The organism is Isoptericola sp. NPDC056134, from assembly GCF_042264825.1.
Classification (GTDB): Bacteria; Actinomycetota; Actinomycetes; order Actinomycetales; family Cellulomonadaceae; genus Isoptericola; species Isoptericola nanjingensis.
In genome coordinates this window covers 229,895-250,838 of the sequence record NZ_JBHJVM010000003.1, presented here as the reverse complement: position 1 = coordinate 250,838, position 20,944 = coordinate 229,895, and the positions used below count along the sequence as shown (strand labels likewise).

The following is a 20,944-nucleotide window of genomic DNA, read 5'->3' as shown; positions in this document are numbered from 1 at the left end:
CGTGACATAGGCTCCGGGCATGGTCGACCAGCCCGGGCCCGCCGCCGCGCGCGCCGAGACGAACGAGCGCGAGCTCGAGCCGGAGATCGTCACCGACCTGCGGGAGCGGATGACGTACGGCTCGTACCTGCACCTGGACACGCTGCTCGCGGCGCAGGAGCCGATCAGCGCGCCGGCGCACCACGACGAGATGCTGTTCATCGTGCAGCACCAGACCACCGAGCTGTGGCTCAAGCTGGTGCTGCACGAGCTCGTCTCCGCGCGCGACCTGCTCGCGGCCGACGAGCTCGGCGCGGCGCTCAAGCGCATCGCCCGCGTCAAGCACGTGCAGCGCACGCTCACCGAGCAGTGGTCCGTGCTCGCGACGCTCACGCCCAGCGAGTACGCCCAGTTCCGCGGGTCCCTCGGCAACGCGTCAGGGTTCCAGTCCTGGCAGTACCGCGCCGTGGAGTTCCTGCTCGGCAACAAGAACGCGCGGATGCTCGCGGTGTTCGACGCCGAGCCCGCGGCGCGCGCGGAGCTCGCGCGGCTGCTCGCCGAGCCCAGCGTGTACGACGAGTTCCTGCGCTACCTCGCGCGGCACGGCCACGACGTGCCGCGGCGGGTGCTCGACCGCGACGTCACGACCGCCCACACGCTCGACGACGACCTCGTGGAGGTGTTCCGCCGCATCTACGCGGACCCGGAGTCGGACTGGTCGGCGTACGAGACGTGCGAGGAGCTCGTCGACCTCGAGGACAACTTCCAGCTCTGGCGCTTCCGCCACATGAAGACCGTGCTGCGCATCATCGGCACCAAGCGCGGCACCGGCGGTTCCAGCGGCGTCGGCTTCCTGCAGCGCGCGCTCGACCTCACCTTCTTCCCCGAGCTCTTCGCCGTGCGCACGGAGCTCGGCCCGCCCGCGGGCCCGAGTTCGACGACGGTCCGGTCATGACCGGTGCTCTGGTGGTGCCCCCGGGCGTCGCCCCGGTCGTCCTCCCCGCGGGCGTCCCGCCGGAGGTGCGGCGCCGGCTGGGGGAGTCCGGCACGCTGCTGCCGCCGTTCACCGACACGCACGTGCACCTCGGCCTCGTGGACCCCGCGCCGCTGCGGGACCGCGGCGTCGCGGCGGTGCACGACCTGGGCGGGACCCCGGCCGACGTCGCGGCCCTGGCCGACGACCCGGCCCTTCCGCGCGTCGCGTACGCGGGCGCGTTCCTCACCGCGCCCGGCGGGTACCCGAGCGACCGGCCGTGGGCCCCCGCGGCCTGGGTCGAGGAGGTCGCCGACCCGACGTCCGCCGTCGCCGCCGTGGACCGTCAGGTCGCGGCCGGGGCGTCGTTCGTCAAGGTCGCCCTGCACGCCGACGCCGGGCCGACGCCCGACGACGCCACGCTCGCCGCCGTCGTGGCGCGGGCCCACGCGCGGGGCCGCGCCGTCGTCGCGCACGCCGAGGGCGCCGGCCAGGGGGCCCGCGCGGTCGCGGCCGGGGTCGACCGCCTGGCGCACGCCCCGTTCAGCGAGCGCCTCGACGACGACCTGCTCGTGGCCATGGCCGCGCGGGGCACGACGTGGCTCAGCACGCTCGACATCCACGGCTGGGGCGACCCGACGCCCGAGCTCGAGGTCGCGCTCGACAACGTGCGCCGCTTCGCCGCGGCGGGCGGGCGCGTCCGGTACGGCACCGACCTCGGCAACGGCCCCCTTCCGGTGGGGCTCAATGCCAGGGAGCTGGCGGCGCTCGCGGCCGCCGGCCTCGGACGGCGGTCGCTGCTGGTCGCGCTCGTCGGCGACGAGCCGCCCGCCGGCCTCGTGTCGTTCGTGCCGGGCCCCGCGCCCGCGCCGGCCGACCCCGGCGCCGTCCACGCCGCCTGGCTCGCCCGCGCCACGGTGCTCGCCGTGAGCGACCTCAGCGACCCCGACTTCGTCCCGCCGACCGCGACTCCCTCCGGAGGACCCGCATGACCACCGACGCCCCCACCCGCCGCGACCGCGCCGCCGCGCTGGACGCCGCCGACCCGCTGGCCCGGTTCCGGTCGGCGTTCGTCGGCTCGGACGAGGTGACGGCCTACCTGGACGGCAACTCGCTGGGCCGGCCCACGCGGGCGTCGGCGGAGCGCCTGGCCCGCTTCGCGACCGACGCCTGGGGCGCCCGGCTGATCCGCGGCTGGGACGAGGAGTGGTACGAGCTGCCGCTGCGCCTCGGCGACCGGGTCGGCGAGGTCGCGCTGGGCGCGGCGCCGGGGCAGACGTTCGTCGGGGACTCCACGACCGTCATCCTCTACAAGCTGGTGCGGGCGGCCCTGTCCTCCCCGCGGGTGGCCGGGCGCGACGAGATCGTCCTCGACTCGGGCAACTTCCCGACCGACCGCTTCGTGCTCGAGGGCGTGGCGCGCGAGCACGGCGCCACGCTGCGCTGGATCTCGCCGGACCACGACGGCGGGGTCACGCCCGCGCAGGTGTCCGCGCTCCTGTCCGAACGGACGGCGCTCGTCGTGCTGAGCCACGTCGCGTACCGCTCCGGGTACGTGAGCGACGCCGCGGAGATCACGCGGCGCGCGCACGACGCCGGCGCCCTGGCGCTCTGGGACCTGTGCCACTCCGCGGGTGCGGTACCCGTCGAGCTCGACGCGTGGGGTGCGGACCTCGCCGCCGGCTGCACCTACAAGTACCTCAACGGGGGACCCGGGTCGCCCGCGTTCGGCTACGTGCGGGCCGACCTCCAGGGCGAGCTCGTCCAGCCGATCCAGGGGTGGATGGGCAGCGACCGGCCGTTCGAGATGGGGCCCGCCTACGCGCCGCACGCCGGGGTGCGACGGTTCCTCTCCGGCACGCCGGCGATCGTCGGGATGCTCGCGATGCAGGACATGCTCGACCTGGTCGGCGAGGCAGGCCTCGGCGCCGTCCGCGCGAAGTCCGTGGCGCTCACGAGGTTCGCGCTCGAGCTGGTCGACGACCTCCTGGTACCGCTCGGCGTGCGCGTCGCCTCCCCGCGGGACGACGAGCGGCGGGGGAGCCACGTCACCGTCGACCACGACGCGTTCGCCGACACCCTGCCCCTGCTGTGGGAGCGCGGCGTGATCCCCGACTTCCGCCGCCCGAACGGCCTGCGCCTGGGCCTCTCGCCGCTGTCGACGTCGTTCGACGAGGTGCGCGTGGGCGTCGAGGCGGTGCGGGACGCGCTGGTCGAGGTCACGGGGCGCGACGCCGCGTGATCCTCGACGACCTCGACGCCCGCCCCGGGAGCGCGACGTCGCTGCTGCGGACGGTCGTCGGCCTGTACGCCCGCGGCCTCGGCGGCCGGATGGCGGCGGGCGACCTCGTCACGCTGCTCGGCGCGGCCGGCGTCGCGTCGGGGGCCGCGCGCTCGGCCGTGTCGCGGGCCAAGGGCAAGGGCCTGCTCGAAGCCGAGGAGGTCGACGGCCGGGCCGGGTACCGGCTCGCGGCGGGCGCGGCCGCGATGCTCGAGCGCGGCGACCGGCGGATCTTCGGCTACCGGCAGCAGGGCGACGACGACCCCTGGTGCCTGGTGTCGTTCTCCATCCCCGAGGAACGCCGCGACGCCCGTCACCAGCTGCGGCGGCACCTGGCCGGCATCGGCTGCGGCACGGTCGCGACCGGCCTGTGGATCTGCCCCGGCCACCTCACCGACGAGGTCGAGGGGGTCCTCGACGGGCTGGGGCTGCGCGACGCCGCGACCGTGTTCGTCGCGGGGACGCCGCGCGTCGCCGGGTCCCTCGCGGACGCCGCCGCCCGCTGGTGGGACCTCGACGGCCTCGCCGCGAGGCACCGTGGCTTCCTCGCGGCGCACCCGGACCCGGACGAGGGCGAGGAGACAGCCGTCCACGCGCCGGGCGAGGCGTTCGCCCGCTGGGTGCGCGCCGTCGACGACTGGCGCCCGCTGCCGTACGCCGACCCCGGGCTGCCGACCGCCGTCCTGCCCCCGGACTGGCCCGGGACGGCGGGCGTCGCGCGGTTCGCCGCCCTGCGCGCCGCGTTCGCCGGCGCGGCCGCCGCGCACGTGCGCGCCGTCGTCCCTACGCTCGGGGCATGAGCGCCGACGCCCCAGCCACCCCGGACCTCAAGCCCCGCTCCCGCCAGGTCACCGACGGCCTGGAGGCCACGGCCGCACGCGGCATGCTGCGCGCCGTCGGCCTGGGCGACGACGACTTCGCCAAGCCGCAGATCGGCGTCGCGAGCTCGTGGAACGAGATCACGCCGTGCAACCTGTCGCTCGACCGGCTGTCGCAGGCGGTGAAGCACGGCGTGCACGCGGGCGGCGGCTACCCGCTCGAGTTCGGCACCATCTCCGTCTCCGACGGCATCTCCATGGGGCACGAGGGGATGCACTTCTCGCTCGTCTCCCGCGACGTCATCGCCGACTCCGTGGAGACGGTCATGCAGGCGGAGCGGCTCGACGGCTCCGTGCTGCTCGCCGGGTGCGACAAGTCGCTCCCCGGGATGCTCATGGCCGCCGCGCGCCTCGACCTCGCGAGCGTGTTCCTCTACGCCGGGTCGATCATGCCCGGCTGGGTGAAGCTGTCCGACGGCACCGAGAAGGACGTCACGATCATCGACGCGTTCGAGGCCGTCGGGGCCTGCGCGCGGGGGCTGATGAGCGAGGAGGACGTCGGCCGCATCGAGCGCGCGATCTGCCCGGGCGAGGGCGCGTGCGGCGGCATGTACACCGCGAACACGATGGCGTCGGCGGCCGAGGCGCTGGGCATGTCGCTGCCCGGGTCGGCCGCGCCGCCGTCCGCCGACCGCCGGCGCGACGCCTTCGCGCAGGCGTCGGGCGAGGCCGTCGTCGAGCTGCTGCGGCGCGGGATCACCGCACGCCAGATCCTCACCAAGGAGGCCTTCGAGAACGCGATCTCCGTGGTGATGGCGTTCGGCGGCTCCACCAACGCGGTGCTGCACCTGCTCGCCATCGCGCACGAGGCCGAGGTGGAGCTCACCCTCGACGACTTCTCCCGTGTCGCCGACCGCGTGCCGCACCTCGGCGACCTCAAGCCGTTCGGCCGGTACGTGATGAACGACGTCGACCGCATCGGCGGCGTCCCCGTGGTGATGAAGGCGCTGCTCGACGCCGGGCTGCTGCACGGAGACCAGCTCACCGTCACCGGGCGGACGGTCGCCGAGAACCTCGCGGACATCGCCCCGCCCGACCCGGACGGCAAGATCCTGCGGGCCCTCGACCGGCCCATCCACCCCACGGGCGGCATCACGATCCTGCACGGCTCGCTGGCCCCCGAGGGCGCGGTGGTGAAGTCGGCGGGCTTCGACTCCGACGTCTTCGAGGGCACCGCCCGTGTCTTCGAGCGCGAGCGCGGCGCCCTGGACGCGCTGGAGGACGGCACGATCACCGCGGGGGACGTCGTCGTCATCCGCTACGAGGGCCCCAAGGGCGGGCCGGGGATGCGCGAGATGCTCGCCATCACCGGCGCGATCAAGGGTGCCGGCCTGGGCAAGGACGTCCTGCTCATCACCGACGGGCGGTTTTCCGGCGGGACGACCGGGCTGTGCGTCGGGCACATCGCGCCCGAGGCCGTCGACGCCGGGCCCATCGCGTTCGTGCGCGACGGCGACCGCATCCGCCTCGACGTCGCGAGCAAGACGCTCGACCTGCTGGTCGACGACGCAGAGCTCGCCGCCCGCCGGACGGCGGACTGGACCCCCGTGCCGCACGGCTACACGCGCGGCGTGCTCGCCAAGTACACGAAGCTGGTGCAGTCCGCGTCCAAGGGCGCCGTGCTGGGCTGAGCGCCCTTGCCCGCCGGCTGACACCGCGCGAACGGTGCCCGGTCGGGCCATGCTGGGCGCATGACCGACTCGATCACCCCGCGACAGTTCGCCCACTCCGACGGCGTCGGCGACTGGCACGCGGACGAGGGCTCCGCCTGGGCCGTGTTCCGCACCGGGTCCTTCGCGGCCGGGGCGCGGTTCGTGGACGCGATCGCCGAGATCGCGGACGCGGTGAACCACCACCCCGACGTGGACCTGCGGTACGGCACCGTCCTGGTCCGCACCTCGTCCCACGACGCCGGCGGCCTGACGACGCGCGACGTGGACCTGGCCCGGCGGATCAGCGACGCCGCCGCCGAGCTGGAGCTGCCGGTCGAGACGTCGCGGAGCTGACGCCCTCGGTCAACGCAGCCGTCACCGCAGCCTCCCGACGACGACCCTCCGGCCTCGCCCCGCCACCGCGCGAGACGCGCGGCGGCGGGGCAGGGTGGACCGGGCAGGTGGCGGGACACCGACGGACGGGGGAGGCCATGGCCGACGAGATCACAGCGGCCGGGTTCGAGGCCGCGTCGGGCACCGGTGACTGGCGCGCCCTCGCCCGGGGCGCGAGCGCCCTCTTCCGCACGCGCGCCGCCGGCGAGGGCGCCGTCCTCCTCGAGCGTGTCCGCGTGCTCGCGGACGCGGCGAACCACCACCCGGACGTCGACCTCCGGCCCGGCGGCGTCGTCGTGCGCGTGCAGTCGCACGACGTCGACGGCCTGAGCGAGCGCGACGTCGCCCTGGCACGGGAGGTCTCCGCCGCGGCGGCGGACCTCGGGCTCGACGCCGACCCCGCGGCCCTGCAGGACGTGGAGCTGACCGTCGACGCCGCCGATCGCGAGCAGATCATGCCCTTCTGGGGCGTCGTCCTCGGGCACTCCCGCTCGGGCGGGGATCTGCTGGACCCCCACCGGCGGTGGCCGGGCGTCTGGTTCCAAGCGATGGATGAGCCACGCCCCCTGCGGGGCCGCCTGCACCTCGACGTCTTCGTGCCCGACGACGTGCGGCAGGCACGCGTCGACGCGGCGCTCGCGGCCGGCGGGCGCGTCACGACCGAGGAGTTCGTGCCGCAGTGGTGGACGCTCGCGGACGCCGAGGGGAACGAGGCGGACGTCATCGCCTGGGAGGGGTTCGAGGAGGACCTGGCCGACGGCCTGCTCACGCCCGAGGAGTTCCGGGCGGCGGGCGGCGTGGAGGACTGGCGGGTGCTCCAGGGTGCCAGCGCGTACTACGCGACGGGCGGCTTCGACGCGGGCGTCGAGCTGGTCGCCCGGGCGGCCCGCGCGGCGGACGAGGCCGGCGTGCCGCTGTTCGCCGACCTGCGGTACTCCGGCGTCACCTTGCGGGTCGGGCCGCCCGAGGACGGCTGGATCGGCCCCGCCCGGCTCGGGGTGGCGCAGCGGGCGCAGGCCGCCGCGCGCGACCTCGGGCTGCGCGCCGAGCCCGCCGTCCTGCGCGACGTCCAGCTCACGTTCGACGCGCTCGACGTCGACGCGGTGCGCCGGTTCTGGGCCGCGGCGCTCGGGTACCTCGAGCGGGGGGCGACGGACCTGTACGACCCGCTGCTGCGCGGCCCTTCGGTGTTCCTGCAGCAGATGGCCGAACCGCGCGTGCAGCGCAACCGCATCCACGTGGACGTGTTCGTCCCTGCCGACGTCGCCGACGCCCGGGTCGCGGCGGCGGTCGCCGCCGGCGGCACGGTCGTGCGCGACGCGGAGGCGCCGTTCTGGCGGACGGTCGCCGATCCCGAGGGCAACGAGGTGGACATCGCCGTGATCCCGGGGCGTGCGGAACGCTGGGCGGGCGAGCCGGACGCGTGAGCCGTCGCGGCCGGGTCAAACTCGGGTAGCGGGGTCCTTTCGCCCACGTCAAGGCTGCTCTATCCTCCCTGGCAGCGCCGTCGTCCGACGGGCGCGACCGACGGGCCGCGCCGCGGCCACGAGGAGGTGGCGGTGGCCGTGCTGGACGGTTCCCGAGGTGGTGGCGAGCTCGCGATCGAGACGCGAGGGCTCCGCAAGACGTACCGGAGCGCGCGAGGGAGATCGGTCGGGGTCGAAGGTCTCGACCTGCAGGTGCCCGTGGGCGGGGTCCACGGCTTCCTGGGGCCCAACGGGTCGGGGAAGACGACGACGATCCGCATGCTCCTGGGCCTGGTCCGGCCCGACCGCGGGACCGCGACGATCTTCGGGCACGAGGTGCCGAAGCGGCTGCCCGAGGTGGTGGGCCGGGTCGGCGCCATCGTCGAGAGCCCCAAGTTCTTCCCCGCGTTCAGCGCGCGCCGCAACCTGCGCCTGCTCGCGGACGCGATCGGCGCGCCCGCGGGCCGGGTGGACGCCGTCATCGACGAGGTCGGGCTCACCGGGCGGGCCAAGGACAGGTACAAGGGCTACTCGCTCGGCATGAAGCAGCGGCTCGCCATCGCGGCGACCCTGCTCAAGGACCCCGACCTGCTCATCTTCGACGAGCCGACGAACGGCCTCGACCCCGCGGGCATCCGCGAGATCCGGCAGACCATGCGCGGCCTCGCCGACCAGGGCAAGACGGTGCTGGTGTCCAGCCACATCCTGGCCGAGGTCGAGCAGATCGCCGACACGGTCTCGATCGTGGCCCGCGGCCGCCTCGTCGCCGCGGGGCGGGTGGCCGACCTCATCGGTGCCGGCTCCGCGACCGGGTCGGTCCGGCTGCGCGTCGCGCCGACCGACCTGACCATCGCGACCAGCGTGCTCGAGACCGGCGGGCTGCTCGTGCGGCGCGAGCACGACGCGCTCCTCGTCGACGGCGCCGCCGACCCCGCCGCGGTGAACCGCGCCCTCGGCGAGCGTGGCGTGTGGGTGCGCGAGCTCACGCCGCTCCAGGCCGACCTCGAGTCGGTGTTCCTCGGCCTCACCGCGGGGGAGGTCCCCGGTGGTGGCGGACGCGGTCCGGTGCCGGCGGCGGCGAGCACCGGGGCCGGCACCGGGACGACGGAGGTGGACGCATGAGCCGCCTCCTGCGGGTCGAGCTGCGCCGGCTGTGGGCGCGTCAGGTGACGCGCTGGGCGTGCGTCGGAGTTCTCGTGCTGGTCGCCCTGAGCGGTGCGGCGACGTATCTGTCGGCGCCGCCGCCGAGCGACCGGGAGGTCGCGGACGCGCAGGAGATGTTCGCCGCCGACCAGGAGCAGTGGGAGAAGGACGGGGAGCAGCAGGTCGCCGACTGCGAGGCCGGGGCCGAGGACGAGGGTGCCACCCCGGAGGAATGGGGTTGCGACCAGATGGCCCCCCGCCTGGACTGGTACCTGCCGCCGACGCAGACGTTCGTCCCCGACCCGGCTCAGAACGAGATGCTCTACGGGGAGCCGGAGGTCAACGCGCAGGACGCCGCGACCCGGGCCGCCGTGGCGGACATCCAGGCCTCGGTGTGGAGCGGGTGGTCGGGCCTGGCGTCGCTCGACGACCTCGCGGTCCTTCTGCTCCTCGTCGCGCTGGTGGTCGGGGTGAGCTTCGTGACCGCCGAGATGAACAGCGGGTCGCTGGGGATGTGGCTCACGTTCGAGCCGCGCCGGCAGCGGGTGTACTGGTCGAAGGCGGTGGCCGCCGCGGTCGGCACCGTCCCGCTGGTGCTGGTCGGGTTCGCGCTCCTGGTCGGTGCCTCGTACGCGGTGTACGCCTCGTACGGCACGCTCGGGGAGGTCACCGGCGCCGTCTGGCTCGAGGTCGCCGCGTTCACCGGGCGCCTCGTCGCAGCCGGGGCGGTGCTCGCCGCGCTCGGCGTGGCGCTGGGCACGCTGTTCAAGCACGCGGCCGCCGCCGTCGGCCTGGTCGGCGTGGTCGCCTGGGTCTGCGTGGCCTTCGCCTACTCGTTCGGCGACGTGCAGCGCTGGCTACCGACGACGGCGCTCTCGGCCTGGCTGCAGGGCGGGGTCGTGTTCCAGACGGAGCGGTGCACGCCGAGCGCCGACGGCGTGTTCGAGTGCGTCCCGGTGGACCACGTCGTGACCACCGCGCAGGGCGGGCTGACCGTGGCGGCGCTCGCCGTCGTCGTCACTCTGCTCGCGGTGCTCGTGTTCCGGCGACGCGACGTGAGCTGACCGACGCCGTCGCGGCGCAGGCCGTGAGCCCGGTGACCCCCATGCTGTCCGCATGATGGGACACCGGGCTCACGACGTGACATCGAGGAGACGCGGGCGTAACGTTCGATCCGTGCAGACGATCCTCGTAGTACTTCTTCCCGGGCGCGCCGACTAGGCCCACGCACCAGGCTTTCGTCAGCGCGCTCACCCCTCGTCAGTCCCGTCATCCCGGGACCGGGGGGTTTTTCATTGCAGCGACACCCCTCGCCAGACCCTTCGCCCGCAAGACCGACCGGCAGGAGAGACCGATGGTCCAGCCGAACCCGACCCCCGCCCAGGTGGCCGCCCGCACCGCGTCCCGCAGTGCCGACGGTGCCACCGGCCGAACCGTGTCCGGTGAGGAGGTCACCGGCGCCGAGTCGATCGTCCGCTCGCTCGAGTCGGTCGGCGTCGAGAACGTCTTCGGCATCCCGGGCGGAGCGATCCTTCCGCTCTACGACCCGCTCATGGACTCGAAGCAGATCCGCCACGTCCTGGTGCGGCACGAGCAGGGCGGCGGGCACGCGGCCCAGGGCTACGCCCACGCCACCGGCAAGGTCGGCGTGACGATGGCGACGTCGGGGCCCGGTGCCACCAACCTCGTGACGCCGTTGGCCGACGCGCACATGGACTCCGTCCCGCTGGTCGCGATCACCGGCCAGGTGGCGCAGTCGCTCATCGGCACCGACGGGTTCCAGGAGGCGGACATCGTCGGCATCACGATGCCGATCACCAAGCACTCCTACCTGGTCACGGACCCGGCGGAGATCCCGCGCACCATCGCCGAGGCGTTCCACATCGCGTCGACGGGCCGGCCCGGCCCGGTGCTGGTCGACATCGCGAAGTCCGCGATGCAGGCCACCACCGAGTTCTCCTGGCCGCAGGACCTCGCGCTGCCCGGGTACCACCCGGTGACCAAGCCGCACGCCAAGCAGATCCGCGAGGCCGCGAAGCTGCTGGCCACCGCCCGCCGCCCGGTGCTGTACGTGGGCGGCGGTGTCATCCGTTCCGGCGCGTCGGAGGCGCTGCGCCGGCTGGTCGACACCTCGGGCGCGGCCGTCGTCACGACGCTCACCGCCCGCGGCGCCGTCCCGGACAGCCACCCGCAGCACCTGGGCATGCCCGGCATGCACGGCACCGTCCCGGCCGTGGCCGCGCTGCAGAAGGCGGACCTCGTGGTGGCCCTCGGCGCCCGATTCGACGACCGCGTCACCGGCCGGCTGTCGAGCTTCGCCCCGGGCGCCGCCGTCGTGCACGCCGACATCGACCCCGCGGAGATCGGCAAGAACCGCCCCGTGGACGTGCCGATCGTCGGCGACCTGCGCGAGGTCATCGCCGACCTGGTGCCGGCCCTCGAGGCCGAGCACGCCAAGGGGGGCAAGCCCGACCTGGCGGCCTGGTGGCACCAGCTCGACACCTGGCGCGAGACGTACCCGCTGGGCTACTCGCCCACGGACGACGGCCACCTGTCCCCGCAGCACGTGATCTCCCGCCTGGGCGAGCTGGCCGGCCCGGACGCGATCTACGCCGCGGGCGTGGGGCAGCACCAGATGTGGGCGGCGCAGTTCATCCGCTACGAGCGCCCCCGCACCTGGCTGAACTCCGCGGGCCTCGGCACCATGGGCTTCGCGGTCCCCGCCGCGATGGGCGCCAAGGTCGGCGAGCCCGACCGCGAGGTGTGGGCCATCGACGGCGACGGCTGCTTCCAGATGACCAACCAGGAGCTCGCGACCTGCGCGATCAACGACATCCCCATCAAGGTGGCGCTGATCAACAACAGCTCGCTCGGCATGGTGCGGCAGTGGCAGACGCTCTTCTACGACGAGCGCTACTCCAACACCGACCTGCACACCGGCCACGGCACCCGCCGCATCCCGGACTTCGTGAAGCTCGCGGACGCGTACGGGTGCGAGGGCATCCGCGTGGAGCGTGAGGACGAGGTCGACGCCGCGATCAAGCGGGCGCAGGAGATCGACGACCGCCCCGTGGTCATCGACTTCCAGGTCTCGCGCGACGCCATGGTGTGGCCGATGGTCGCCGCCGGCGTGCCGAACGACGACATCCAGTACGCGCGCGGCATCTCGCCGGCGTGGGACCGAGAGGACTGAGACCCATGTCGCGTCACACCCTGTCCGTGCTGGTCGAGAACAAGCCCGGCGTCCTCACCCGCGTCACCGCGCTGTTCGCGCGCCGCGCGTTCAACATCCACTCCCTGGCCGTCGGGCCCACGGAGCACGAGGAGATCTCGCGCATCACCGTGGTGGTCGACGTCGAGGAGCACCCGCTCGAGCACGTGACGAAGCAGCTCAACAAGCTGATCAACGTCATCAAGATCGTCGAGCTCGACCCCGAGTCGTCCGTGCAGCGCGAGCTCCTGCTCGTCAAGGTGCGGGCCGACCAGGCCACCCGCGCGGGGGTGCTCGAGGTCGTCGACCTCTTCCGCGCCCACGTCGTGGACGTCGTCCCCGACACGGTCGTCATCGAGGCGACCGGCACCGCCGCCAAGCTGTCCGCGCTGCTCGGCGCGCTCGAGCCGTACGGCGTCCGCGAGATCGTGAAGTCCGGCACGCTCGCCGTGGGCCGCGGCTCGCGGTCCATCACCGACCGAGCGCTGGAGCGCGTGCGCACGGCCTGACGCCGTTCGCGTACCGTCATCCCCGCGGGTGACCACATACCGACCTGTAGTGACGAACGCAGTACCGAGAACCGAGGAGCATCACCGTGGCTGAGCTGTTCTACGACGACGACGCCGACCTGTCCATCATCCAGCAGCGCAAGGTCGCGGTCATCGGCTACGGGAGCCAGGGCCACGCGCACGCGCTGAACCTGCGCGACTCGGGCGTCGACGTCCGCGTCGGCCTGCGCGAGGGCTCCGGCTCCGCGAAGAAGGCCGAGGACGAGGGCCTGCGCGTGCTCACCGTCGCCGACGCCGTCAAGGAGGCGGACGTCGTCGTCATCCTCGCGCCGGACCAGGTGCAGCGGCACGTGTACCGCGACGAGATCGCCCCGAACCTCAACGAGGGCGCGGCGCTCGTCTTCGGGCACGGCTTCAACATCCGCTTCGGCTACATCAAGCCCGAGGCCGGCCACGACGTGCTCATGGTCGCCCCCAAGGGCCCGGGTCACCTCGTGCGCCGCGAGTACGTCGACGGCCGCGGCGTGCCGGTGATCGTCGCCGTCGAGCAGGACGCGTCGGGCTCCGCCTGGGAGCTGGCCCTGTCCTACGCGAAGGGCATCGGCGGCCTGCGCGCCGGCGGCATCAAGACCACCTTCACCGAGGAGACCGAGACCGACCTGTTCGGCGAGCAGGCCGTGCTGTGCGGCGGTGCCTCGCAGCTGGTCCAGTACGGCTTCGAGACGCTGACCGAGGCGGGCTACCAGCCCGAGGTCGCGTACTTCGAGGTGCTGCACGAGCTGAAGCTGATCGTCGACCTCATGGTCGAGGGTGGCATCGCCAAGCAGCGCTGGTCGGTCTCCGACACGGCCGAGTACGGCGACTACGTCTCCGGCCCGCGCGTCATCGACCCGCGCGTCAAGGAGAACATGAAGGCCGTCCTCGCGGACATCCAGAACGGCGCCTTCGCCGAGCGCTTCATCGCGGACCAGGACGCGGGCGCGCCCGAGTTCACCGCGCTGCGCGAGAAGGGCGAGGCGCACCCGATCGAGACCACCGGGCGTGAGCTCCGGAAGATGTTCTCGTGGATCAAGCCCGCTGACTCCGACTACACGGAGGGCAGCGCCGCTCGCTGACCCACACCGTCAGCAGCGACGCGCGCGGCCGTCGTCCCCCACCCGGGGGCGGCGGCCGCACGTGCGTCCGGGCCCAGGCGAGGTAGTCCGGGGCGTGCCGAGGTAGTACGAACCGCGCCGAGGTAGTACGAGGAACGGCGAGGTAGTACCGGTCAGTCGAGCAGCCCCGCCCACCCCCGGACGACGTCGACGAGCCCCACGCGGTCGAGCGCGTCCACGTCGGACAACCGGTGCCACGCGACGGCGTCGGTGGTGCCGTCGGACTCCCTGGTGAGCTCGCCGCCGACGACGTGCGCGCGATAGACGATGCGGATGCCTTGTAGCGCCACCGTGTGGTCGGTGCCGTCCACGACGACGCGGTCCTCGGGCGGGATCACGATGCTGTCGACGCCGAGCAGGCCGTCGAGCGCGACGTCGTACCCGGTCTCCTCTCGCAGCTCGCGGACGGCTGCATCCTCCGGGTGCTCGCCGGGGTCGATGCCGCCCCCGGGCATGGTCCAGCCCGCTCCGACGTCGCTGGACCAGTGGGGGAGGAGGATGCGGTCGCCCTCGACGACCAGGGCGTAGGCGGCGACGCGGGTGTCCATGCTGGCCATCCTGGCAGGATGGACCCCATGAGCGACGACGCGAACCCTGGGCTGGATCCCGAGCAGGCCGACAGCATCACGCAGTTCTGGGACGTCGCGCGCCCGAGCGCCGGCCGCACGAGCCACGGGGGAGCCGTGGGGGAGCGCTCCGAGAACGTGGTGCCGCCGCCCGCGTGGTCGTTCGGCGACTCGGCGGAGCTGGCCGACGAGCTGCTCGGACTGGTGCTCGACGGCGTGAAGACAGGCACCGCCGCCGCGGTCTGGGAGTACGAGGCCGCCGACGAGCCGCTGCCGCGCAAGGGCGACCTGTCGATCGTGCTCGACGGCGCCGGTGCGCCCCGCCTCCTCATCAGGACGACAGAGGTCGAGACGGTCCCGTTCGACGAGGTGACCGCCGAGCACGCCGCCGCCGAGGGCGAGGGCGATCGCACCCTGGCGGACTGGCGCGACGGGCACGAGCGCTACTGGCGCCGCACGCTCCCGCAGATCGGTCGGGAGTTCGACCCGACCATGCCCGTGGTCTGCGAGCGGTTCAAGGTGCTCTACCGCGCCTGACGCGGGCACCGCGGACCCATGACCAGGGAGGTCACGGCCGGATGTGTCCAGTAAATGAGATTCGTGTCCGCATCATGATTCGACGGGCTTAGGCTCGGCCCATGACGCGGAGCATCGACCTGGCAGTGGTGGCCGGCGACGGCATCGGCACGGAAGTCGTGGAGCAGGGCCTGGCGGTCCTCGAGGCGGCCGTGGCCGGCTCGGACGTGAAGATCTCCACCACCGAGTTCGACCTGGGCGCGCGCCGCTGGCACGCGACCGGCGAGACGCTCACGGACGCCGACCTCGAAGCCATCAAGCAGCACGACGCGATCCTGCTGGGCGCCATCGGCGACCCGAGCGTGCCGTCGGGCGTGCTCGAGCGCGGCCTGCTGCTCAAGCTCCGCTTCTCGCTGGACCACTACGTGAACCTGCGCCCCGGCAAGCTGTACCCCGGGGTCACCAGCCCGCTGGCCAACCCCGGCGACGTCGACTTCGTCGTCGTGCGCGAGGGCACCGAGGGTCCGTACGTGGGCAACGGCGGAGCGCTGCGTGTCGGCACCCCCCACGAGATCGCGACCGAGGTGTCGGTCAACACCGCGTTCGGCGTGGAGCGCGTCGTGCGCGACGCCTTCGCCCGTGCTCAGGCACGCCCGCGCAAGCACCTCACGCTGGTGCACAAGCACAACGTGCTGGTGCACGCCGGCCACCTGTGGCGCCGTACCGTCGAGGCCGTCAACGCCGACTTCCCCGACGTCACCACGGACTACCTGCACGTGGACGCCGCCACGATCTTCCTCACGACGAACCCGTCGCGGTTCGACGTGATCGTCACCGACAACCTGTTCGGCGACATCCTCACGGACCAGGCCGCCGCCATCACCGGCGGTATCGGCCTCGCCGCGTCGGCGAACATCAACCCCGACCGCACCGCGCCGTCCATGTTCGAGCCGGTGCACGGCTCGGCCCCGGACATCGCGGGCCAGGGCAAGGCCGACCCGACCGCCACGGTCCTGTCGGTCTCGCTGCTGCTCGACCACCTCGGCCTCGCCGAGGAGAGCAAGCGCGTGGAGGCGGCCGTCGCGGCCGACCTCGTCGAGCGCGGCGACCGAGTACGCACGACGGCCGAGGTCGGGCGCGACCTCGCCGCACGCGTCAACGGCTGACGACAGCCCCACCGTCGTCATCCGGACGGCGCGGCGCCACCCGCGCCGCGCCGTCGGACGTGTCGTCCGAGCCACCGCCCGCCCCGGCCGTCATCCCCTGTCGACCACCCGACATCCACTTCTGTCCGGGTGGCCGCTGTGGTCGGAGCGACGCCGGTGCCCACGAGGTGCACGGTCGTGGAAAACTACAGGGGTCACCCGGTGAAAGGCCCCCGATCATGACCACTTCCAGCACCTCTCCGTCCGCCGCGAGCGCTACGCCGAGCACCGGCGGGTCGGGCATCCTCCCGGCCGAGCTCGAGGACCTCGTCGCCCTGTTCGACGTGCGAGCCACGGACTCACCCACCCCGGACGCCGAGCGCGAGGCCGCGCTGCGGTCCCCGAAGTTCGGCACCGTGTTCACGGACCACATGGCGCGCGTCAGCTGGCGCCAGGGCGACGGGTGGCTCGACCGTCGTGTCGAGAAGTACGGGCCGCTGCAGATCGACCCCGCGACCGCCGTCCTGCACTACGCGCAGGAGATCTTCGAGGGGATGAAGGCGTACCGGCACGCGGACGGCTCCGTCTGGACGTTCCGCCCCGACGCCAACGCGGCCCGGTTCGCGCGCTCGGCGCACCGCATGGCGCTGCCTGCGTTGTCGGTGGACGACTTCATCGGCTCGATCGCGGCGCTGGTGCGCACCGACATCGACTGGGTGCCGTCCGGTGAGGACTTCAGCCTCTACCTGCGGCCCTTCACGTTCGCGTCGGAGGCGTTCCTCGGGGTGCGTCCCACGAACGAGGCCGAGTACCTGGTCATCGCCTCGCCCGTCGGCCCGTACTTCGCGGGCGGCGTGAAGCCGGTGTCGATCTGGATCGACGAGCACTACCACCGCTCCGGCCCCGGCGGGACGGGCGACGCGAAGTACGGCGGCAACTACGCGGCGAGCCTCCTGCCGCAGCGGCTCGCCGGGGAGAAGGGCTTCGACCAGGTCTGCTACCTCGACGCCGTGACGAACACGTCGCTCGAGGAGCTGGGCGGCATGAACGTCTTCGTCGTCATGGCCGACGGCTCGGTGCACACGCCGGAGCTCACCGGCACCTTCCTCGAGGGCGTCACGCGCTCGTCCATCCTGCAGCTCGCCGCCGACCGCGGGCACCAGGCCGTGGAGCGGCGCATCCCGCTCGCCGAGGTCGTCACCGGCCTCCGGGACGGCACCGTGCGGGAGATCTTCGCCTGCGGCACGGCGGCGGTCATCACCCCCGTCGGCCGCCTCGCGGGCGACGAGTTCGACCTGCAGGTCTCGGGCGGCGAGCCCGGCGAGCTCACCATGGCGATCCGCGAGGAGCTCACCGACATCCAGTACGGTCGGGTCGCGGACCGGCACGGCTGGATGCGCCGGCTCGCCTGATCAGACAGGGAGGTCCCCCGCGCGATGCCCACCACCCCGATCACGGCGGACGCGCTCAACCGGACCACGCTCGCGCGCCAGCAGCTGCTCACCCGCTCCGACGACGACGTCCCCGCCGTCGTCGGGCGGGTGGGCGGCCTGCAGGCGCAGCACGCCGACATGCCGTACATCGCCCTGTGGGCGCGACGCTCCGGGCAGACGATCGGGGTGCTCGAGGAGGCCCTGACCGACGGCGAGGTCGTGAAGGCGACCGTCATGCGGTCCACGCTGCACGTGGTGCCCAGCGCGGACTGGCCGCTGCTCGACGCCGTCTCCGCGGAGCAGCGGCTGGCGGCGTGGCGTGCGAGCGCCCGGCGGGCGGGCGTCGACCTCGTGGGCCTCAACGCCGCCGTGCGCGCGTACTGCGCCGAGCCCCGCACGCTGGACGAGGTGGAGGCGTTCGCCGCCGACCAGTACCCCGGGGTCGACGCCGTCGCGGCGATCCCGGGCGGCGTGAGCCGCGCGTGGTGGCGGCTCGCGAGCGCGGGCGGCGGCCTCGTGCACGTGCCGCCGAGCGGGCTGTGGGGCTCCCACGTCGCGGCGCGCTACCAGGACGGCGCGCGCTGGCTCGCCGACCGCGTGCCGCACCCGCTGCCCGAGACCGCCCCGGACGAGGCGCGGGCCCGCGTCGTCGCGAAGTACCTGCGGGCCTTCGGGCCGGCGTCCGCCCGCGACGTCGCCCGAGGCGTCGGCATCCGCGGCGTCGGGGCGCTGAAGCGTGCGCTCGCGCTCCTGGAGCTGCGGACGTACGCCGCGCCCGACGGCCGCGAGCTGGTCGACCTGGCCGACGCCGAGATCGTGCCCGGGGACGTGCCCGCGCCGGTGCGGCTCCTGCCGCGCTGGGACCAGCTGCTCGTGGCGCTGGACGAGCGGTCACGGATCGTCGACGCCGAGCACGCGGGGCTCGTCTACCGGCGCAACGCGGACGTGCTCCCCACCCTCTGGGTGGACGGCCGCGTGGCCGGCACGTGGACCCTGGACGTCGACGCCCGCCGTGCCACCGTGCACGTCGAGCCCTTCACCGGCGACGCCTGGGCGCACCACCGGACCGAGGTGGAGGCGGAGGCCGCCGCGCTGCTCGATCTTGCCGCGGCCGACGCCCCCGAGCGCGAGGTCACCTGGGCGGCTGAGGCCGCACGAGAGTCCGGCCGAGCACGCCGTTGAGCATCGCCGAGACGGCGACGCCCACGACGATCCACACGAGGGCGGTCACGAGCGCCGAGGCCGCGTCGCCGGGGCCCGTGAACGCGAGGGCGGCGAGGATCACGGTGACCAGCGCGACCAGCCAGCCGAAGAACATCCGCGGCCGCGGCACGACGCGCACGAGCGCCTGGAGCACCACGGCCGCGAGCAGGGCGAACAGGGCACCGGTCAGCGCCCACGCCAGCCCGGGGGCGCCGGGCACCAGGCGGGACGGGCCGAGCAGCCCGACGTCGAACGCGCTGTCGAAGACCACCGACGCCGCGAGCCCCAGGACGGCGCAGACCACGACGGTCACGGCGGCGCCGGACCAGAAGCGGCCGCGGTCCAGCTCGAGCAGCCCGCGGGACGTCGGCGCCGGCGCGTCCCAGGCGTCCGCGGGCTCCGCCGTGGGCACCACGGACGGGGGCGGCGTGACGCCGCCTGGGGTCATGCCGGGCGTCCACGCCGTCGGGTCGCCCGGGTTCGTCGGGCCGCCTGGGGGCCGCGTGTCGGTCATCGGTTCTGCCTCCTGCCCTCGGTGACGGTGCCAGCCGACCACACCCCGGGTGCGGTCGCACGGGCGGGACGTCCCGTGCCACGCCGTGGACGGCCTGTCCGGCCTGCGCGCGGGTGTGGCACCATGTGGCCCATGACACGCCTCGCGCACCAGCGTCGCTCGCTCATCATTCGGTAGCGCGTCCGGCACACCCGCCGGACGCGCAGACCTTCCGTACCCCGGGGGGTCTTTTTTGTTGACCAGAACGCCCAGAGCTTCTCGACGTGGGGAGTCCCGCATGACCGCCACCCCGTTCCACGTGTACGACACCACCCTGCGCGACGGCGCGCAGCAGGAGGGCATGAACCTCTCCGTGGCGGACAAGCTGGCCATCGCGCCGCTGCTGGACGAGCTGGGGGTCGGCTTCATCGAGGGCGGTTGGCCGGGCGCCGTGCCCAAGGACACCGAGTTCTTCCGCCGGGCGGCGAAGGAGCTGGAGCTGAGGAACGCCGTGCTCGCGGCGTTCGGCGCCACCCGCAAGGCGGGCACCCGCGCGTGGGACGACCCGCAGGTGCGGGCCCTGCTCGACTCCGAGGCGCCGGTGGTGACGCTGGTGGCGAAGTCGGACGTGCGGCACGTGGAGCGGGCGCTGCGCACCACTCCCGACGAGGGCCTCGCGATGATCGCGGACACGGTGGCGTTCCTCGTGGGAGAGGGCCGCCGCGTCGTGGTGGACGCCGAGCACTTCTTCGACGGCTACCGGTTCGACCCGGTGTGGTCCCGGGCGGCGGCGGAGGCGGCGTTCGAGGCGGGCGCCGAGGTGGTCACGCTGTGCGACACGAACGGCGGCATGCTGCCGCACTGGGTGACCGACGTCGTGACCGAGGTGCGGGAGTCCCTGGGCCTGCCGCACGGGCGTGACGCCGTCGCGGGGGACCGGCTGCTCGGCATGCACGCCCACAACGACTCGGGCTGCGCCGTCGCGAACACGCTCGCGGCGGTGGCCGCCGGCGCGTGGCACGTGCAGGGCACGGTCAACGGCTACGGCGAGCGCACGGGCAACGTGGACCTCGTCACCGTCGTCGCGAACCTCGAGCTCAAGCACGGCCTGCGCACCCTCGCCGGGGAGGGGCTCGAGGACGCGACCCGCATCGCGCACGCGGTCGCCGAGATCACCAACATCTCCCCGTACGCCCGCCAGCCCTACGTGGGGGCGAGCGCCTTCGCCCACAAGGCGGGCCTGCACGCGAGCGCGATCAAGGTCGACCCCGACCTGTACCAGCACATCGACCCCACCGCCGTCGGCAACGACATGCGCATGCTCGTGTCCGACATGGCCGGGCGTGCGTCGATCGAGCTCAAGGGCCGCGAGCTGGGCTACGACCTCAGCGGCCAGGCCGAGCTGCTCACCCGCGTCACGACGAGGGTCAAGGACGCCGAGGCGCAGGGCTACACGTTCGACGCCGCCGACGCGTCGTTCGAGCTGCTGCTGCGGGAGGAGCTCACCGGCACCCGGCAGACGTACTTCCGCGTCGAGAGCTGGCGGACCATCGTCGAGACCGTCGCCGGCGGGCCCGGGCACGACGCGTCGAGCCGGGAGGCCGACGCGGTCGCCGAGGCGACGGTGAAGCTGCACGCGGGCGGCGAGCGCGTGGTCGCGACCGGCGAGGGCAACGGCCCCGTGAACGCGCTCGACCAGGCGCTGCGCAGCGCGCTGACGCGCGTGTACCCGCAGATGGAGAAGTTCGAGCTCATCGACTTCAAGGTGCGCATCCTCGACGCGCAGCAGGGCACCGACGCCACGACGCGCGTGCTGGTCGAGACCACGGACGGGCAGCACTCCTGGTCGACGGTGGGCGTGGGCCCGAACGTCATCGAGGCCGCGTGGGAGTCGCTCATCGACGCGTACGTCTACGGCCTCGTGCACGGGGGCGTGGAACCGCGCTGAG

The 20,944-nt window shown here is 73.9% G+C and carries 19 protein-coding genes; 17 read left to right on the top strand and 2 right to left on the bottom strand.

Annotated elements, in window-relative coordinates; translation table 11 throughout:
* Positions 1-19 precede the first annotated feature (19 nt).
* From ACFCZN_RS05080 to ilvC, 12 genes are all read left to right on the top strand, one after another.
* Positions 20-934, top strand: a complete 915-nt coding sequence (locus ACFCZN_RS05080) for a tryptophan 2,3-dioxygenase (protein ID WP_429763825.1) — start codon at positions 20-22, stop codon at positions 932-934.
* Positions 931-1,944 carry a hypothetical protein gene (locus ACFCZN_RS05075; protein ID WP_430556043.1) on the top strand — a complete coding sequence of 338 codons (1,014 nt, stop codon included), beginning with the start codon at positions 931-933 and terminating at the stop codon, positions 1,942-1,944. Before ACFCZN_RS05080 ends, ACFCZN_RS05075 begins: the two co-directional genes overlap by 4 nt.
* On the top strand, positions 1,941-3,194 hold the full coding sequence (locus ACFCZN_RS05070) for a kynureninase (RefSeq protein WP_430556042.1): 1,254 nt from the start codon (positions 1,941-1,943) through the stop codon (positions 3,192-3,194). Before ACFCZN_RS05075 ends, ACFCZN_RS05070 begins: the two co-directional genes overlap by 4 nt.
* Entirely contained in the window at positions 3,191-4,033 is an 843-nt protein-coding gene (locus ACFCZN_RS05065) for a PaaX family transcriptional regulator (protein ID WP_429763828.1), read from the top strand. Before ACFCZN_RS05070 ends, ACFCZN_RS05065 begins: the two co-directional genes overlap by 4 nt.
* Positions 4,030-5,742 carry a dihydroxy-acid dehydratase gene (gene ilvD, locus ACFCZN_RS05060; RefSeq protein ID WP_429763829.1) on the top strand — a complete coding sequence of 571 codons (1,713 nt, stop codon included), beginning with the start codon at positions 4,030-4,032 and terminating at the stop codon, positions 5,740-5,742. Before ACFCZN_RS05065 ends, ilvD begins: the two co-directional genes overlap by 4 nt.
* A gap of 60 nt (positions 5,743-5,802) precedes the next feature.
* On the top strand, positions 5,803-6,117 hold the full coding sequence (locus ACFCZN_RS05055; protein WP_429763830.1) for a 4a-hydroxytetrahydrobiopterin dehydratase: 315 nt from the start codon (positions 5,803-5,805) through the stop codon (positions 6,115-6,117).
* Between the two features lie 137 nt (positions 6,118-6,254).
* Positions 6,255-7,583: a VOC family protein gene (locus ACFCZN_RS05050; RefSeq protein WP_430556041.1), complete on the top strand. Its 1,329-nt coding sequence runs from the start codon at positions 6,255-6,257 to the stop codon at positions 7,581-7,583.
* Between the two features lie 132 nt (positions 7,584-7,715).
* A complete protein-coding gene (locus tag ACFCZN_RS05045) occupies positions 7,716-8,744 on the top strand; it encodes an ABC transporter ATP-binding protein (RefSeq protein ID WP_429763832.1) in 1,029 nt (342 codons plus the stop codon).
* Positions 8,741-9,829, top strand: a complete 1,089-nt coding sequence (locus ACFCZN_RS05040) for an ABC transporter permease subunit (protein ID WP_430556040.1) — start codon at positions 8,741-8,743, stop codon at positions 9,827-9,829. The genes ACFCZN_RS05045 and ACFCZN_RS05040 overlap by 4 nt, the downstream gene beginning before the upstream one ends.
* A gap of 290 nt (positions 9,830-10,119) precedes the next feature.
* Entirely contained in the window at positions 10,120-11,958 is a 1,839-nt protein-coding gene (locus ACFCZN_RS05035; RefSeq protein WP_429763834.1) for an acetolactate synthase large subunit, read from the top strand.
* 5 nt (positions 11,959-11,963) lie between these two features.
* Positions 11,964-12,485 (top strand): acetolactate synthase small subunit, encoded by a 522-nt coding sequence (ilvN, locus tag ACFCZN_RS05030; RefSeq protein ID WP_429763835.1) that lies wholly within the window; start codon positions 11,964-11,966, stop codon positions 12,483-12,485.
* 86 nt (positions 12,486-12,571) lie between these two features.
* On the top strand, positions 12,572-13,600 hold the full coding sequence (ilvC, locus tag ACFCZN_RS05025; RefSeq protein WP_429763836.1) for a ketol-acid reductoisomerase: 1,029 nt from the start codon (positions 12,572-12,574) through the stop codon (positions 13,598-13,600).
* 152 nt (positions 13,601-13,752) lie between these two features.
* Here the strand turns inward: ilvC and ACFCZN_RS05020 are convergent, their stop codons facing one another.
* Positions 13,753-14,187 (bottom strand): NUDIX hydrolase, encoded by a 435-nt coding sequence (locus ACFCZN_RS05020; RefSeq protein WP_430556039.1) that lies wholly within the window; start codon positions 14,185-14,187, stop codon positions 13,753-13,755.
* 27 nt (positions 14,188-14,214) lie between these two features.
* Here ACFCZN_RS05020 and ACFCZN_RS05015 point away from each other — a divergent pair, with 27 nt between their 5' ends.
* From ACFCZN_RS05015 to ACFCZN_RS05000, 4 genes are all read left to right on the top strand, one after another.
* Positions 14,215-14,742: an ASCH domain-containing protein gene (locus ACFCZN_RS05015; RefSeq protein ID WP_429763838.1), complete on the top strand. Its 528-nt coding sequence runs from the start codon at positions 14,215-14,217 to the stop codon at positions 14,740-14,742.
* A gap of 101 nt (positions 14,743-14,843) precedes the next feature.
* The gene (locus ACFCZN_RS05010) at positions 14,844-15,887 is read left to right on the top strand and encodes a 3-isopropylmalate dehydrogenase (RefSeq protein ID WP_429763839.1); all 1,044 of its coding nucleotides are present in this window, start codon (positions 14,844-14,846) and stop codon (positions 15,885-15,887) included.
* A gap of 218 nt (positions 15,888-16,105) precedes the next feature.
* Positions 16,106-17,278: a branched-chain amino acid aminotransferase gene (locus ACFCZN_RS05005; protein ID WP_430556038.1), complete on the top strand. Its 1,173-nt coding sequence runs from the start codon at positions 16,106-16,108 to the stop codon at positions 17,276-17,278.
* 24 nt (positions 17,279-17,302) lie between these two features.
* Positions 17,303-18,481, top strand: a complete 1,179-nt coding sequence (locus tag ACFCZN_RS05000; protein ID WP_430556037.1) for a winged helix DNA-binding domain-containing protein — start codon at positions 17,303-17,305, stop codon at positions 18,479-18,481.
* Here ACFCZN_RS05000 and ACFCZN_RS04995 read toward each other — a convergent pair.
* On the bottom strand, positions 18,432-19,016 hold the full coding sequence (locus ACFCZN_RS04995) for a hypothetical protein (protein WP_430556036.1): 585 nt from the start codon (positions 19,014-19,016) through the stop codon (positions 18,432-18,434). The two genes, ACFCZN_RS05000 and ACFCZN_RS04995, sit on opposite strands and share 50 nt — an antisense overlap.
* A gap of 277 nt (positions 19,017-19,293) precedes the next feature.
* Between ACFCZN_RS04995 and cimA the strand changes: the two genes are divergently transcribed.
* Positions 19,294-20,943 (top strand): citramalate synthase, encoded by a 1,650-nt coding sequence (cimA, locus tag ACFCZN_RS04990; RefSeq protein ID WP_429763843.1) that lies wholly within the window; start codon positions 19,294-19,296, stop codon positions 20,941-20,943.
* Position 20,944 lies beyond the last annotated feature (1 nt).

Bases quoted from the DNA above. Each gene is read 5' to 3' on its own strand.
- ACFCZN_RS05080 (WP_429763825.1), top strand. From the start codon at position 20: ATGGTCGACCAGCCCGGGCCCGCCGCCGCGCGCGCCGAGACGAACGAG.
- ACFCZN_RS05075 (WP_430556043.1), top strand. From the start codon at position 931: ATGACCGGTGCTCTGGTGGTGCCCCCGGGCGTCGCCCCGGTCGTCCTC.
- ACFCZN_RS05070 (WP_430556042.1), top strand. From the start codon at position 1,941: ATGACCACCGACGCCCCCACCCGCCGCGACCGCGCCGCCGCGCTGGAC.
- ilvD (WP_429763829.1), top strand. From the start codon at position 4,030: ATGAGCGCCGACGCCCCAGCCACCCCGGACCTCAAGCCCCGCTCCCGC.
- ACFCZN_RS05055 (WP_429763830.1), top strand. From the start codon at position 5,803: ATGACCGACTCGATCACCCCGCGACAGTTCGCCCACTCCGACGGCGTC.
- ACFCZN_RS05050 (WP_430556041.1), top strand. From the start codon at position 6,255: ATGGCCGACGAGATCACAGCGGCCGGGTTCGAGGCCGCGTCGGGCACC.
- ACFCZN_RS05040 (WP_430556040.1), top strand. From the start codon at position 8,741: ATGAGCCGCCTCCTGCGGGTCGAGCTGCGCCGGCTGTGGGCGCGTCAG.
- ACFCZN_RS05035 (WP_429763834.1), top strand. From the start codon at position 10,120: ATGGTCCAGCCGAACCCGACCCCCGCCCAGGTGGCCGCCCGCACCGCG.
- ilvN (WP_429763835.1), top strand. From the start codon at position 11,964: ATGTCGCGTCACACCCTGTCCGTGCTGGTCGAGAACAAGCCCGGCGTC.
- ACFCZN_RS05020 (WP_430556039.1), bottom strand. From the start codon at position 14,187: ATGGACACCCGCGTCGCCGCCTACGCCCTGGTCGTCGAGGGCGACCGC.
- ACFCZN_RS05015 (WP_429763838.1), top strand. From the start codon at position 14,215: ATGAGCGACGACGCGAACCCTGGGCTGGATCCCGAGCAGGCCGACAGC.
- ACFCZN_RS05010 (WP_429763839.1), top strand. From the start codon at position 14,844: ATGACGCGGAGCATCGACCTGGCAGTGGTGGCCGGCGACGGCATCGGC.
- ACFCZN_RS05005 (WP_430556038.1), top strand. From the start codon at position 16,106: ATGACCACTTCCAGCACCTCTCCGTCCGCCGCGAGCGCTACGCCGAGC.
- ACFCZN_RS05000 (WP_430556037.1), top strand. From the start codon at position 17,303: ATGCCCACCACCCCGATCACGGCGGACGCGCTCAACCGGACCACGCTC.
- ACFCZN_RS04995 (WP_430556036.1), bottom strand. From the start codon at position 19,016: ATGACCGACACGCGGCCCCCAGGCGGCCCGACGAACCCGGGCGACCCG.
- cimA (WP_429763843.1), top strand. From the start codon at position 19,294: ATGACCGCCACCCCGTTCCACGTGTACGACACCACCCTGCGCGACGGC.